At 74.4% G+C, this 14085-nt stretch carries 8 protein-coding genes; 4 read left to right on the top strand and 4 right to left on the bottom strand.

Annotation, left to right across the window (positions count from 1 at the left end; genetic code table 11):
• Nucleotides 1-40: 40 nt before the first annotated feature.
• The 4 genes from ABZY44_RS26595 to ABZY44_RS26580 all read right to left on the bottom strand — a co-directional run bounded on the left by ABZY44_RS26595 (nt 41) and on the right by ABZY44_RS26580 (nt 9331).
• Complete coding sequence (locus ABZY44_RS26595; protein WP_356657989.1) at nt 41-1750, bottom strand: serine/threonine-protein kinase; 1710 nt, start codon at nt 1748-1750, stop codon at nt 41-43.
• Between the two features lie 114 nt (nt 1751-1864).
• Nucleotides 1865-4684: a protein kinase gene (locus tag ABZY44_RS26590; protein WP_356657987.1), complete on the bottom strand. Its 2820-nt coding sequence runs from the start codon at nt 4682-4684 to the stop codon at nt 1865-1867.
• 141 nt (nt 4685-4825) lie between these two features.
• Nucleotides 4826-7525, bottom strand: a complete 2700-nt coding sequence (locus tag ABZY44_RS26585) for a protein kinase (protein WP_356657985.1) — start codon at nt 7523-7525, stop codon at nt 4826-4828.
• 150 nt (nt 7526-7675) lie between these two features.
• The gene (locus ABZY44_RS26580) at nt 7676-9331 is read right to left on the bottom strand and encodes a glycerol-3-phosphate dehydrogenase/oxidase (protein WP_356657983.1); all 1656 of its coding nucleotides are present in this window, start codon (nt 9329-9331) and stop codon (nt 7676-7678) included.
• Between the two features lie 551 nt (nt 9332-9882).
• Between ABZY44_RS26580 and ABZY44_RS26575 the strand changes: the two genes are divergently transcribed.
• The 4 genes from ABZY44_RS26575 (at nt 9883) to ABZY44_RS26560 (ending at nt 13990) form a co-directional block, all read left to right on the top strand.
• A complete protein-coding gene (locus tag ABZY44_RS26575; RefSeq protein WP_356657981.1) occupies nt 9883-11112 on the top strand; it encodes a nucleotide sugar dehydrogenase in 1230 nt (409 codons plus the stop codon).
• Between the two features lie 69 nt (nt 11113-11181).
• A complete protein-coding gene (locus tag ABZY44_RS26570) occupies nt 11182-11745 on the top strand; it encodes a hypothetical protein (protein WP_356657979.1) in 564 nt (187 codons plus the stop codon).
• Between the two features lie 203 nt (nt 11746-11948).
• Nucleotides 11949-12203: a hypothetical protein gene (locus tag ABZY44_RS26565; protein WP_356657977.1), complete on the top strand. Its 255-nt coding sequence runs from the start codon at nt 11949-11951 to the stop codon at nt 12201-12203.
• An 11-nt stretch (nt 12204-12214) separates the two neighbouring features.
• On the top strand, nt 12215-13990 hold the full coding sequence (locus ABZY44_RS26560; protein ID WP_356657975.1) for an insulinase family protein: 1776 nt from the start codon (nt 12215-12217) through the stop codon (nt 13988-13990).
• The last annotated feature ends 95 nt before the right edge of the window (nt 13991-14085 follow it).

The following is a 14085-nucleotide window of genomic DNA, read 5'->3' as shown; positions in this document are numbered from 1 at the left end:
ATGGCGGAAAGGGGGGCCCGGCGGGCGGCCCCCCTCCGGATCAGGGCTTCTTGGCGGGCGGCTCCCAGCCGCTGAGCACGATGTCGAACTGCTGCTCGGTCGTGGCCCAGTCGGCGACCGGGCTCGACATGTAGACGGCGTACTCCGTGCCGTCCTGGGCGACGTACATCTGCTCCTTGGCCCGGCGGGGACCGGGGTGGTTCTGCTTCTCCGTCCAGGTGAAGTCCCAGAGCGCGGACCGGGTGCTGTCCCGGAAGGTGTTCTGGTTCAGCCGCACCTTCTTGTAGTCCGTGCGCTTGCGCACCTGCTTCTCCAGGTCGAGCAGGTGCGCGTAAGGGTCCTGGTAGTCCGGGGTGGAGTCGGCCGCGATCCGGATGAAGTGGTTCCCGTCGTCCGCGGTGTAGTCGATCTGGTCGCCGTTCGCCTGGCGCGTCCACCCGTCCGGGACGAACAGCGTGAAGCCGGCCAGGGGGTCGGTGACCTTGGTGTAGCCGGCCGGTGGGCCCCCCGCCTGCACCTTCGCGTCGCCGCCCGACTGCCCGGCGGTCGAACCCGCGACCTTGTCGTCCGCCCCCGCGTCACCGGTGTACTTCAGCACCCCGAACACCCCGCCGCCGCCGAGCAGCGCCGCGACCAGGGCGACGACCGCCGCGCGCCGGAGGCGGCCGGGAGCGGTGCCGGAGGGGGCCGGGGGCCGCCCGTCCGGGGCCGCCCGCGGATCCCGCCTCGTCTTCGCCTCCGTACCCGGCTCGGACCCGAACGCCGAGATCTCCGCGCCCCCGGAGACGGAGGGTGCCCGCGCGCCCGTCCCGGCGTCAGCGGCCCCGGGCGCCGGCCCGTCCGCCGCGTCGTCGCGGGCGGGGGACAGCTCGTCGGAGCCCAGCGCGCGCGTCGGTACGAACGCGTGCGCCGCCTTCGGTTCCCGGCCCTCCATCGCCTCCAGCAGCAGTTGCTCGGCGTCGGCGGCCGACGGCCGGTGGTCCGGGTCCTTGCGCAGCAGCGCCGTGATGACCGGGGCCAGCGGGCCCGCGTGCGTGGGGGCGGGCGGCTCCTCGTTCACCACGGCCTGGAGGCTGGAGATGGGCGAGGTGCGGCGGAACGGCGAGCGGGCCTCGACGGCCGTGTACAGCGTCGCGCCGAGCGACCACAGGTCGGACGCGGGGCCAGGGGCACCGCCGGTGACCCGTTCGGGGGCCAGGTAGTCGATGGAGCCGACGAGTTCGCCGGTGCGCGTGATGGAGGAGTCGCCCTCGATCGCCGCGATGCCGAAGTCCGCGAGCATCACGCGGCCGTCCTTGGCCAGCATGACGTTGCCCGGCTTCACGTCCCGGTGCAGGACGCCGACCGCGTGCGCGGCGCGCAGCGCGCGCAGCACGTGCAGCCCGATGCGGGCCGCCTCGCGCGGCTCGATCCGCCCGGCCGTCTTCGCCGCGTCCGCGAGGGAGGGGCCGTCGATGTACTCCATGACGATCCACGGCCGGTCGTCGTGCTCCAGGACGTCGTGCACGGTGACGACGGCGGGATGCTGGATCCGGGCCGCGGCCCGGGCCTCCTTCTGCGTCCGGGCGTGCATGACGTCCCGGTCGGCCTGGGCGACGTACAGACCCGCTGTCAGTTCCTTGACGGCGACGGTCCTGTGCAGCAGCTCGTCGTGTGCGCGCCACACCTTGCCCATGCCGCCTCTGCCGATGGCCTCGACGAGCCGGTACCGGCCTGCGAGCACCGCGCCCGCACCTGTCTGCTGTTCCACGAATCCCCGCCGCTCTGTGCACTTCCGGCCAGACTACGGAGCTCGCGGGCACTGCCGGAACCTCTCGGCGGCCGTTGGGCCGCACTGTGACGCAATTGCCGTACTGATTCCTCGTCAGCCGCCCGTTCGGTAACTGGCCGTTGCCTGCTCGAAGGCCTCGGTGACCTTGCCCTCCTGGTCCTGCGGGCCGGTGACCAGGACGACGTGGTACGAGCCCGCGAGCGCGACGACGTAGTTGCGGGCCACGACCGACCGGCCGTTGCCGTCGATCCAGGTGTACCGGCCGGTGACCCGGAGCTGGTTGCCGACCTTGGTGGACTTGATGTCGCTGACGCTGGACCAGGTGGAGGAGCGGTACGGAGCCAGCTCGGGCTCCTTGTCCTTCTGGTAGGTGGCCGGGTCCGGGGTGCCCTCGACCTTGTCCCGGCCGGGGACGACGGTGAGGGCGAACTCCCCCTCCGTGTAGCGCACCTGACCGGACTCGTTCATTCCGCGACGGTCCCACCCGTTCGGGACGGTGATCTCGAAGTGCTCGGCGTCCTGCTGGGTGGTGTACCCGGCCGGGGCGGGGGCGTGGGTCTGCGGCGCGGGCTTGGACTCGGGCGCGCTGGGGCCCGCGCCCGAGGCGTCCGGTTTCGGGCTCGGACTCGGGCTCGCGCCCGGACTCTTCGACTGTCCCGCCGGCGGCTTCATGCCGGCCGCCTTGTGTCCGCCGTCCCCCTGCGGACCGGCGGACCGGGGCATGAAGAACAGGGCGTACGCTACGGCTCCGGCGAGCAGGACGAGGACCCCGAGGAGCAGGGTCCGGCCCAGCGCGAGCGGCTTGCGGGGGTGATCGGCGCTGCGGTGCCGGCCGTGCAGTTCGCCCCGCCGCCGCACGACGGGCAGCCGCGCGGGATCCGGGGGCGGCATCGGGAGCAGCGCGGCGAAGCCGTAGTCGGGTTCCGGTGCGGACCGCACGAGGGAGCGCAGCCAGCCGCGGAGCTGCTCGAAGTCGGGACGCTCGGTCGGGTCCTGACGCAGCAGCGACTCCACCACCGGGCGCAGCGGGCCGCACTCCTCGGCGAAGGCCGGCGGCTCGGAGCAGACCATCTCCACGAGCTCGGCGACGGTGTCCTCGGGGTACGGGGCGTGCCCCTGTACGGCCCGGTACAGCAGTGCGCCGAGCCCCCAGAGGTCGGTGGCCGGCCCGACGGGCGCGGCCAGCTGCCACGGGCCGTGCGCGGCCTGCGCCTGCTCGGGCGACCACCGCTCGGTGACGGCGCCGACGACGGCCATCCGCGTCTGCCGGGCCCGCTCGGCATCGAGCCCGCTCCGGGGTCCGGTCCCGGGCCCGCTCCCCCACCCGCCCCCTCCCCCGGCGGCCGGAGCCACCCCGGGGGCACCGCCCGCACCGTCCCGCGGCCGGCCGGAGCCGCCCGGGCCGTCCGCCTGGCGGTAGCCCTGCGGGAGGGCGAGCTGCGCGGGCAGCGGGAGACGCCCCGACGTGCTCTGCGCTTCGGTCAGCGCCTGGCGCTCCGGCGGGGTGTGCGGCTCCGGCAGCGCCGGACGGACGGGTGGGGTCTGCGGCTCGGGCAGCGCCCGGCGCTCCGGCGCGCTATGCGGTTCGGTCAGCGCCCGGCGCTCCGGCGGGGTCTGGGGTTCGGCTTCGGCGCGGAGCGGCGGGGCGGGCAGGGCGGCCGGGCGCCGCGGCGTGGCCCCGTGCCAGGCCGCTCCGCCGTCCGGGCCCCCGTACGGGTACGAGTACCCCTGCGGCAGGTTCGACCCCTCCGGCCTCGGCTCCGCAGCCTGTTGCTCCGGGACGGGACCCGGGACGGGTCCCGTCCCGGCCTTGCGCTGTTCGGTGATCCGCGCGGCGGCCTGCGCCCCGGCCCGGTACGCGGCGATGGCCCCGGCCCGCGCCGCGGCCTTCAGATCGGGCCGCTCACCGGCGTCGCCGGTGCTCCCGGGGACGATGTGGTCGGTGTACCGCGGACCGGTGTCGTACCCGGGAGCCACGATCGGCGCGTACTCCGCCCCTCCCCCTCCCCCGGCGCCGGATCCGGTCTCGGCCCCCGTCCGGTGGCCACGCGCGGGGTCCATGGGATCGGCGGGTTCGATGGGGCGCGCGGGACTCTCGTGACCCGCCAGACCCGTGTAGTCCACGGAGCCCACCGTGTCCACGGAGTCCGCGGCGTCCACGGAGCGGGGAGGAGCCGCCGGGCCCACGGGTTCCGAGCCGTAGCCGGCGACCGGCGCCGCACCCCTACGGAACCCGTCCCCGTCGCCGTCCCCGCCCCCGAGCCCGAGTCCGAGCCCTGTCTCCGCGTCCACGCCCCGGGGCGGGAGGGCCGGCCCCCCGAAGCCGTCCGGCGACGGGACCGGGTCGTACCCGCACAGCGCGTCCTCGGCGGCTCCCGCGGCCAGCCCGGTGAGGACGACCCGCCCGTCCTCGCATATCAGTACCGTCCGCATGGTGATGTTGCGGTGGGTCCACCCGTGCGCGTGCAGCACCCGCAACGCGGTCAGCACGTCCGCCGCCACCTCCGCCGCGCGGTACGGGCTCAGCGGTTCCTCCGCGATCAGCGCCGCCAGCGGTCTGGCCGGGACGAGTTCGCTCACTATCCACAGCGAACCGTCCTCCGCGAACACGTCGAAGACCTGGTCCAGCCGCGGATGGTCCGGCACGGACGCCGCCGCCTGCGCCGCGGCGATGGCCCTGCGCACGGCGGGCAGTTCGCCCGGAGCGCGCCGCCCGTGCGCCGCGACGGGGCCGCCCCGCGTGCCGTCCAGCAGCTCCGCGTCCACGACCTCCGGTAACGGCACCTGCCGGACCAGGACTTCCTGCCCGCTGCGCGTGTCGAAGGCCCGGGTCTCGATCAGCTCGTACTCGTCGGACGGGGGCAGCGGCAGGCGGTAGCGCTCGGCCAGGATCCGGCCCGCGTAGTCCTCCACGTCGCCTCCCCCGAGAGCTGTGGGCCCGTCCCTGTGGCCCGGCTGACACGATACGTCGCCCAGGGCGCCCGCGTCCCGGCCCTGACAAGGCTCACCCCCGTCCCGTACCGGGCCCGGCCGTCGACCCGGGCCCGGATCCGGTCAGCCGAGCGGCTGGAACGTCTCGAACGCCGTCTTGCGCATCTGCGCGCACTCCGGGGCGTCCCACTGGTCGGCGGCGCAGCTGATCATGATGGCGTAGCCGTGCTTGGCGTCGATCTTGAACCCGCGGTCGAGCACGCGGACCCGGATGCCCTTCTGGTCGCGCTCGAACTCCCAGTCCGCGACGGTCGGGTAACCCCGGTACTCCGTCGCCTCGAGGCGCAGCAGCTTGTAGTTCGTGCTGCTGCCCGCGACGGCCGGGGCCAGCTCCGCCCAGGCGGCGCGGGCGTCGTCCAGCGGCTTGCTGTTGAAGTCGATCTGGATCCGCGGGAAGCCGCCGTCCCGGCTGTAGATGACCCCGTCGTTCTTGCCTATGGTGTCGGTCTGTTTGAAGCCCTCGGGCATCGCCATCGCGAAGTGGAAGCCGGGGTCGCTGACCTGCGCGAACCCGGACGGAAGTGAACTCCCGGAACCGCCGGGCGTCGCGCCCTGTCCCTGGCTCGTGTTGGTGCCGGTGCCCGCGCCGCCCGCGCCCGCGGCCGGGCCGGGGGAGCTCGCGCCGCCGCTGCCCGCCGAGTCACCGGCCTTCGGTGAAGGCGAGGGCGAGGGCGAGGCGGGCGGCGAGGAGCCGGCCGCCGGGCTCGAGGCGGCCGAGCCCTTGCCGTCCTTGCCGTCCTGCTTCGCACCGTCCTTGTCGTCACCCGCGAAGGCGTAGGCGACGAGCGAACCGATGACGGCGAGCACGAGGACCACGCCCGCTATCGCCAGGGCGATGGTGCGGCGCGGCATGACGTCGGTGAGCGGCGCCGCGACGGGCGCGGGGCGCGGGCCCGGGCGTTCGGCCGCCGTCACCGCCGTGGTGGCGTCGGCGGCGGTGGCCGCCGCCGCCTTGCGGGCCGACTTCAGCGCGGCGCGGGTGCGCTCGCGCTGCTCGCGGTCCCTGCGCTCGCGTTCCTTCTTCTCCGCCTTCTCGGCAGCCTTCGCCGCCTTCTCGGCGGTGACCTTCTCCGCTGCCTCCTGGGCCTCGGCGAGCGATATCTGCCGGGTCTCCTCGGGGCTCGGGCCAGCCACCGCCACCGGCGGCTCGGGGGCTTCGATCACGGCCGAGAGCATGGCCCGTGCCCGGTCGTCGTCGAGCCGGTGGACCGGGTCCTTGACGAGGAGGCCGTAGATGACCTCGGTGAGCGGACCCGCGTTCTTGGGCGGGTCGACCGGCTCGGTCATCACGGCGGTGAGGGTGGCGAGCGCCGATCCCTTGTCGTACGGGGGGACGCCCTCGACCGCGGCGTACAGCAGGCCGCCGAGCGACCACATGTCCGCCGGCGGACCGGGGCGCTGGCCGCGGGCCCGCTCGGGCGAGATGTACGAGGGGGCGCCCACGAGCATGCCGGTGGAGGTGACGGACGGGTCGCCCTCGACCTGGGCGATGCCGAAGTCGGTGAGGATCACGCGGCCGTTGCCGTGGTCGGCGAGCAGCACGTTGGAGGGCTTCACGTCCCGGTGCAGGATGCCCTGACGGTGCGCCGCGCGGAGCACGTCGAGCACGGCGAGGCCGACCTCGGCGGCGCGGCGCGGGGTCAGGGGGCCGTTCTCCCGTATGAACTCGGCGAGCGAGGGGCCCTCGATGAGCTCCATGACGATCCACGGCCGGCCGTCTTCGTCGACGACGTCGTAGACCGTCACCGCGCCGCCGCTGCGGATCCGCGCGATGGCCTTGGCCTCGCGGAGGGTGCGGGTGATGAGGCGGCGCTTCTCGTCGTCGTCGACCCCGGTACCGAACCGGAGTTCCTTGACGGCGACCGTCCGGCCGAGGGTCTCGTCCTCGGCACGCCAGACGGTGCCCATGCCGCCCTTGCCGAGGACGGCGCCGAGCCGGTACCGGCCCGCGAGCAGCCGCCCCTCGTCGTGGGGGCCCTCCTCCGCCTTGGCCGCGGCCGCCTTGACGGCGGCGGCCACCTCATCGGCCTTGCTCACGGCGGCCGGCTTCGCGGCGGCGCCCTGCCCGACCGCGGGCTTCGCGTCCTGAGGCTCGGCGGCCACAGCGGCCTTCGCCGCAGCGGACTTATGCAGATCCGCCCTGGCCGCAGCGGGCTTGCCCCCCTCCGCCTTCGCAGCGGCAGGCTTCGCGTCAGCGGGCTCAGCCGCATCGGCCTTCACCTCGACGGGCTTCACACCGGCAGGCTTCGCGTCCTCGGGCTCCACCACCACAGCGGGCTTCACACCGGCAGGCTTCGCGTCCTCAGGCTCCGCCACCACAGGGGGCTTCGCACCGGCAGGCTTCGCGTCCTCGGCCTCCGCCGCCACAGCGGGCTTCGCAGCGGCACGCTTCGCATCAGCGGGCTCAGCCGCATCAGCCTTCACCTCGACGGGCTTCGCAGCGGCAGGCTTCGCGTCCTCGGCCTCCGCCGCCACCGCTGACTTCGTCTCAGCGGGCTTGACCGGATCGGCCTTCGCCTCGGCGGCCTTCACGGCTGCGGGCCTCGCGACTGCGGGCTTCGCCGCCGCGGGCTTGCCCAGATTCGTCCTCGCCCCGGCAGGCTTACGCGGAGCGGGCTTCGCGTCCTGCGGCTCCGCCGCCACCGGCGGCTCCGTGGGCTTCGACTTCACGGGCTTCGCGTCCGCGTGATCGGCCGCCGGAGACACCGGCGTTCCCGTCCCGACAGACGGATCCGGCGACTCGGTGTACTCCGGCTTCGACATGCGTCCCCTCTGCGATCGTGCCGCCTGCTCCGGTTGCCCCCGGCAGCGGCCGAGGTGCCCGGTAACCCGCCCCGGCAGAACCCTCATTGTCCCTTACTCCGCAACGGACGGGAGCCCCGGGTCCGTGGTTCCCCCCTCCGCATTGCGGAGTTACAACGGGACGATGTCCGGCGCCCCCAACCGCGCGGCGTCCGCCGTCTGGTCATCCGGCTGACGCTGAGATTCCCGCTCCGCCTGTACCCGCTTCTCGTAGTGCTCCACTTCCTTCTCGATCTGCTGCTTGTCCCAGCCCAGGACCGGAGCCAGCAGCTCCGCGCATTCCCGCGCCGAGCGCGTCCCCCGGTCGAAGGTCTCGATCGAGATCCGCGTCCGCCTCGTCAGCACGTCGTCGAGGTGGCGCGCCCCCTCGTGCGAGGCCGCGTAGACGACTTCGGCACGGAGGTAGTCGTCGGCGCCCGTCAGCGGCTCCCCCAGCGACGGATCCGCCGCGATCAGCGTCAGCAGTTCCTCCGTCAGCGACCCGTATCGGTTCAACAGGTGCTCCACCCGGACCACATGCAGCCCCGTCCGCGCCGCGATCCGCGCCCGGCCGTTCCACAGCGCCCGGTACCCCTCGGCACCCACCAGCGGCACGTCCTCCGTGACGCACTCCGCCACCCGCTGGTCCAGGCCGTGGACCGCCTCGTCGACCGCGTCCTTCGCCATCACCCGGTACGTCGTGTACTTGCCTCCGGCGACCACCACCATCCCCGGGACCGGATGCGCCACCGTGTGCTCGCGGGAGAGCTTGCTCGTCGCGTCCGACTCCCCGGCCAGCAGAGGCCGCAGGCCGGCGTAGACCCCTTGGACGTCGTCCCTGGTGAGCGGTACCGCCAGCACCGAGTTCACGTGCTCCAGCAGGTAGTCGATGTCCGCGCTGGACGCCGCCGGGTGCGCCTTGTCGAGGTCCCAGTCGGTGTCCGTGGTGCCCACGATCCAGTGCCGGCCCCAGGGGATCACGAACAGCACCGACTTCTCGGTCCGCAGGATCAGCCCGGTGGACGAATGGATCCGGTCCTTGGGGACCACGAGGTGGATGCCCTTCGACGCCCGCACGTGGAACTGCCCGCGCTCCCCGATCAGCGCCTGGGTGTCGTCCGTCCACACCCCCGTGGCGTTCACGATCTGCTTCGCGCGGATCTCGTACTCGCCCCCGCCCTCCACGTCCCGCACGCGCGCGCCGACCACCCGTTCGCCCTCGCGCAGGAAGCCGACGACCCTCGCCCGGTTGGCGCACTGCGCCCCGTACGCCGCGGCCGTCCGGACCAACGTCGTCACGTACCGCGCGTCGTCCATCTGGGCGTCGTAGTACTGCAGGGCGCCCACCAGCGCGTCCTTGCGCAGTGCCGGAGCGATCCGCAGGGCGCGCCGGCGCGAGAGGTGGCGGTGGGTCGGCAGGCCGCGCCCGTGGCCGCTGGAGAGCGACATCGCGTCGTACAGCGCGACCCCGGATCCCGCGTACCACCGCTCCCACCCCTTGTGCTGCAGCGGGTAGAGGAACGGCACCGGCTTCACCAGGTGCGGGGCGAGGCGCCCCAGCAGCAGGCCGCGCTCCTTCAGCGCCTCCCGCACGAGGGCGAAGTCGAGCATCTCCAGATATCTGAGCCCGCCGTGGATGAGCTTGCTGGAGCGGCTGGACGTGCCGGAGGCCCAGTCCCGCGCCTCGACCAGCCCGGTCGCCAGGCCTCTGGTCACCGCGTCCAGGGCGGTGCCGGCGCCCACCACGCCCGCGCCGACCACCAGCACGTCCAGCTCCCGCTCGGCCATCGCGGCGAGCGCCTCGGCTCGCTGGACAGGGCCCAGTGCCGCCGCCGCGACACCCGTCCCGCCCCTGCTCCGCCCGCCGGCGCTCCCGCCCGCCGGTGCACCCCCGCCCGGCGTCGCACCCGCGCCCGGCGTCGCACCCCCGCCCGGCCCGGCCCCTCCTCCTCCTCCTCCACCACCGCCACCGCCGCCTCCTCCGCCGCCCGCACCGGCCCCCGCGCCGGTCCCCGTGCCAGCCCCCGCGCCCGTCCCCGCGCCAGTCCCTGTCGTCGTCACAGCCGCCTGCCTCCCGTTGACGCGGGTCGCCCCGCCCGGCCTATGGGTCATCCCGCTCGTCGTGGGTGATCCCGCTCACATCGCCCGTTCACGATTCTGACCGCACGCACCCACATCGGCCACCGCCTGTGGATAACACGACGGCGGTCACCCTCTGCGAATGCGACATATCTGTCATATATACGCCTAGTCTGACATTGCGCCAGCTCTCCTCCTCCACAGGACTTGCGCGCTCCGCCCCCTCATGCTTGTCAGGGAAGGGAAGGGACGGCACCCCCATGCCCGCAGATCTCGCCGTCATCGGACTCGGCCATCTCGGTCTCCCGCTCGCCCAGGCAGCCGTGGCCGCCGGGATCGAGACGGTCGGCTACGACAGCGGTCCGTCCACGGACTCCACCCTCACCGCCGCCGAGATCCGCCGCATGTCGGCGGCCGGCTTCCGGATCACCACCAACCCCGCCGAACTCGGCCGGGTCCGCACCGCCGTCATCTGCGCCCCTACCCAGCTCGGCGCGGACCGTGCACTCGACCTGTCCTCGGTCGGCGAGGCGGGCCGTACGCTCGCCGCCCGGCTGCGCCCCCACACCACCGTCATCCTCGAATCGGCGGCCCACCCCGGCGTCACCGAGGAATACCTGCGCCCGATCCTCGAATCGGGCTCGGGGCTGCACGCCGGCCGGGACTTCCACCTGGCCTACTCCCCCAGCCGGCTCGACCCGGGCAACCGCACGCACGGCATCTCCAACACCCCCCGGGTCATCGGCGGCCTGACCCCCGCCTGCACGGAGTCCGCGCACGCCTTCTACGCCCGCCTCACCGACAAGGTGGTGCGCGCCCGCGGCCTGCGCGAGGCCGAGACCGTGCAACTCCTCGAAACCAACTACCGGCACGTCAACATCGCCCTCATGAACGAGATGGCCGTGCTCTGCCACGACCTGGGCGTGGACCTGTGGGACGTCATCCGCTGCGCCGAGACCAAGCCGTACGGCTTCCAGGCCTTCCGCCCCGGCCCCGGAGTCGGCGGCCACGGCGTCCCCCTCGACCCCAACTACCTCCCCCACACCACCCGCACCCCGGGCCATCCGCTGCGCATGGTCGGCCTCGCGCAGGAGATCAACAACCGGATGCCGCAGTACGTCATCCAGCGCAGCGCCGCCCTGCTGAACGAGCACGGCAAGTCCGCGCGCGGGGCCCGGGTCCTGCTGCTCGGGGTCACGTACAAGCAGGACCTCGCCGATCAGGAGGGCTCCCCCGCCCGCGAGATCGCCAGCCGGCTCCTCGACCTCGGGGCGCTGATCAGCTACCACGATCCCTACATCAGCGGATGGCGCGTCAGGGACCAGCCCGTCCCCCGCGCCGAATCGCTGTACGAGGCCGCGGCCAACGCCGATCTGACGATCCTGCTCCAGCACCACCGCACCTACGACCTCCAAGGACTGGCGGTCAAGGCGCAGTTGCTGCTGGACACCCGTGGCGCCAGCCCGGCGGGCGCCGCGCACCGGCTGTAGGCCGTCGGCCGAACGCCACGCACAGGCGTGCGGTTTGCCGTGCGCACCATCCCTGGGGGGGATTTCTCCATGAGCCAGCAGTTCCAGCCGCCCGCGCCCGAGTCCGCCGCACCCGAGTCGGCCGCGCCGTCGGCCGCACCTTCGGCCGACGCGACGGCCACGGCCGCCCGCCCCGGCCCGTCCGGGGTCGACTTCCTCGCCCCGTCGCCGGCCCCGGCCCCGGTGCGCCCCGGCAACGTGGGCCTCGGCATCGCCGCCGCGCTCGTCGCGGCCCTGGTCGCGGCCGCCGCGTACGGCGGCATCATGAACGCCATCGACCGCGAGATCGGCTACGCCGCAGTCGGCGTCGGCGCCCTCGTCGGCTTCGCCGCCGGCAAGGCCGGCGGCCGCAACCCCGTCCTTCCGATCGTCGGCGCGATCCTCTCGGTCGCCTCGGTCTTCCTCGGCGAGCTGTTCTTCTACGCGCTCGCGCTGGCCGACTTCGAGCACGTCGGCGTGGGCGACGTGCTGAGCACGCTCGGAGTGTCCGGCCTGGTCGACGCCTGGAACATCGACGCGGACTTCATGAGCATCCTCTTCTTGGCCCTCGCCGCGTTCGCCGGATACGGCTCCGCCAAGAAGATCGGCGACTGATACAGCTCCGTCTCCCGGCCCCGCGGGGGCCGGGAGAACGTGACACCGGGCCGGCCCCGCGGCAGCGCTCAGCCGCGCGCCCGCACACGCCGGGCAGCACGGCGCGTCCGCTCGCCGCGCCCCTGCTGAGCAGGCACTCCCATGATCAAGATCCCGGACCGAAACCCTGTCGTCCGCTGGATCGCCGGTCATATGATCCGCACGTGTCCGCTCACCCCCCGCCCGGCCGTCCCGTGTTCGACCCCGCCGCCCGGGCCGACGCGTACGCCCGCACCGACGCCCACGACGCCTTCGCGGCCGCCCACGACGCGGCCGCCCGGCCCACCGACGCCGCTGCGCACTTCCGTGTCCTCGGCGACCGCCCCGGCCAGTTCCCCTGGGGCTACCTGGGCACCGGGGACCACGCGGCCGAGTTCGCCCGCCACCGCCACCGCAAGAGCGCTCAGGCCAAGGGCTGAGGGACATCACGATGAGCACCGAAACGCACCCCGGGCCCGAGTCCGCCGCCTCTGCGGACGGCATCGTCACCACCACGGTGAACGGCATCCGCACCGTCCTCGCCCACCGGCCGGGCCCCCTCACCGCCGGACTGCTCTTCCGCGTCGGCTCCGCCGACGAGACCCTGGCCACCCGCGGCATCACCCACCTCGTCGAGCACCTGGCCCTGCACCGCCTCGGGCGGCCCGGCGACCCGCACCACGACGGCGGCGGCGCCGCCGCGTACACGCGCTTCGAGGTGACCGGCACCCCTACCGAGGTGGGCGAGTACCTCAACGGCGTCTGCGCCGCCCTGCGCGACCTCCCCATGGACCGGCTGGACACCGAGAAGGAGATCCTCCGGGCCGAGGCCGCCGTCAGGAGTCCCGGTCCGGGCCGACTCTCCACCCTGTGGCGCTACGGATCCCGCTCCTACGGCCTCGCCGGATACGCCGAGGCCGGGCTCGCTCAGCTCACCGGACAGCAGGTCCGCGACTGGGCCCGGACCCGCTTCACCGCCGGCAACGCCGTCCTGTGGATCACCGGCGACGCCGTGCCCGGCGGCCTCGGGCTCGCCCTCCCCCGTGGCCCGTGGCAGCCGGCGCCCGAGGCCGCCTCCGCCCTGCCCGTCCTCCCCGCCTTCTTCCGGGGCGCGGACGGGAGCGTCGTCCTGACCTCCGTACTGCCCCGCTCCACCGGAGCGGGCCTGTTCGCCGAGGTGCTGGGCAAGGAGCTGTTCCGCGCGCTGCGCCACGAGAGCGGGTACGCGTACACGGCCACCTGCGCGTACGACCCCCGCGACGCCGGCTCGGCGACCCTCGTCGCGCACGCCGACGCGCTGCCCGGGCAGCAGGAGGCGATGGCCGGCGCCTTCGTCGGCGTCCTCGCGAAGCTGCGGGAGGGCCGGATCGATCCGGCCCTCCTGGAATCCGTACGGGCCTCCGCGCTCGCCCGCCTCGAGGCCCCCGGGCTCGCCGCGGACCGGCTCCCCGGGTACGCGGTGGACCTGCTGCTGGGGCACCGGAGCCCGACCGTCGCCGAGGAGCGGGCCGAGATCGAGGCGGTCACCGCCGCGTCCCTGCACGAGATCGCGCACACGGTAGGGGCCGGCGCCCTGCTCCAGCTGCCCGGCCGGAGCGCGGACCGCGCCGCGGAGCTCGCGCCGGGGTTCGCGGCCGCGCCCACCGGATCCGCACAGACCGTCACCGGGCGGCGCCACCCCGCCCTGGGCACCCCCGGCACGGTCCTGATCGTGGGCGACGACGGCGTCAGCCTGGTCTCGGAGCGCCAACGGATCACCGTCCACTACGCCGCCTGCTCCCTGGTGCAGGCCTTTCCGGACGGCGCCCGCCACCTGGTGGGCCACGACGGCTTCACGCTCACCGTCGAGCCGGCCCTGTACGGGATAGGCCCCGCCGACCTGGCCCCGCTCGACGCGGCCGTCCCGCCCTCCGTGGTGATCACCATGCCGCCCCGCGAGGCGTCCCGGATCCCGCGGCCTCCCCGGCCCGCGCTCGGTCCCGGGCCCGGCCACGCTCCAACGGCCGCCGGGCGCGCCGTCTGGTTCACCGTCCTGCTGTGGGCCCTCGGCACCCCCGGTCTGCTCATCGGCGGGGCCGCGATCGTCCTCGGCTACGTCATGGGCGACGAGCACGGGCAGATCGCCGAGGACAACGCGTGGTTCCTGTTCAGACTGCTGCTCCTCGCGGGCGTCCTGCTGATCCCGTGGGGCATCTGCGTGCGCCTGAGGGCCAAGGGAAGGAACTGACCCGCGCACCTGTCGGCGGCGGCGCCCCCGCCGCCGAGCACCGGACCGGCGCCGGACGTGCCGGAGGGCCGGCGCCCCGCGGGGCGCCGGCCCTC

This window comes from Streptomyces sp. NPDC006544 (assembly GCF_040611715.1).
Classification (GTDB): domain Bacteria; phylum Actinomycetota; class Actinomycetes; order Streptomycetales; family Streptomycetaceae; genus Streptomyces.
The sequence above is the reverse complement of the archived record's forward strand: the minus strand, read 5'-3'. Positions and strand labels throughout refer to the sequence as shown.

Excerpts from the sequence above, each read along its gene's own strand:
- ABZY44_RS26575 (WP_356657981.1), top strand. The coding sequence starts at position 9,883 with ATGCCCGCAGATCTCGCCGTCATCGGACTCGGCCATCTCGGTCTCCCG.
- ABZY44_RS26585 (WP_356657985.1), bottom strand. The coding sequence starts at position 7,525 with ATGTCGAAGCCGGAGTACACCGAGTCGCCGGATCCGTCTGTCGGGACG.
- ABZY44_RS26570 (WP_356657979.1), top strand. The coding sequence starts at position 11,182 with ATGAGCCAGCAGTTCCAGCCGCCCGCGCCCGAGTCCGCCGCACCCGAG.
- ABZY44_RS26560 (WP_356657975.1), top strand. The coding sequence starts at position 12,215 with ATGAGCACCGAAACGCACCCCGGGCCCGAGTCCGCCGCCTCTGCGGAC.
- ABZY44_RS26580 (WP_356657983.1), bottom strand. The coding sequence starts at position 9,331 with ATGGCCGAGCGGGAGCTGGACGTGCTGGTGGTCGGCGCGGGCGTGGTG.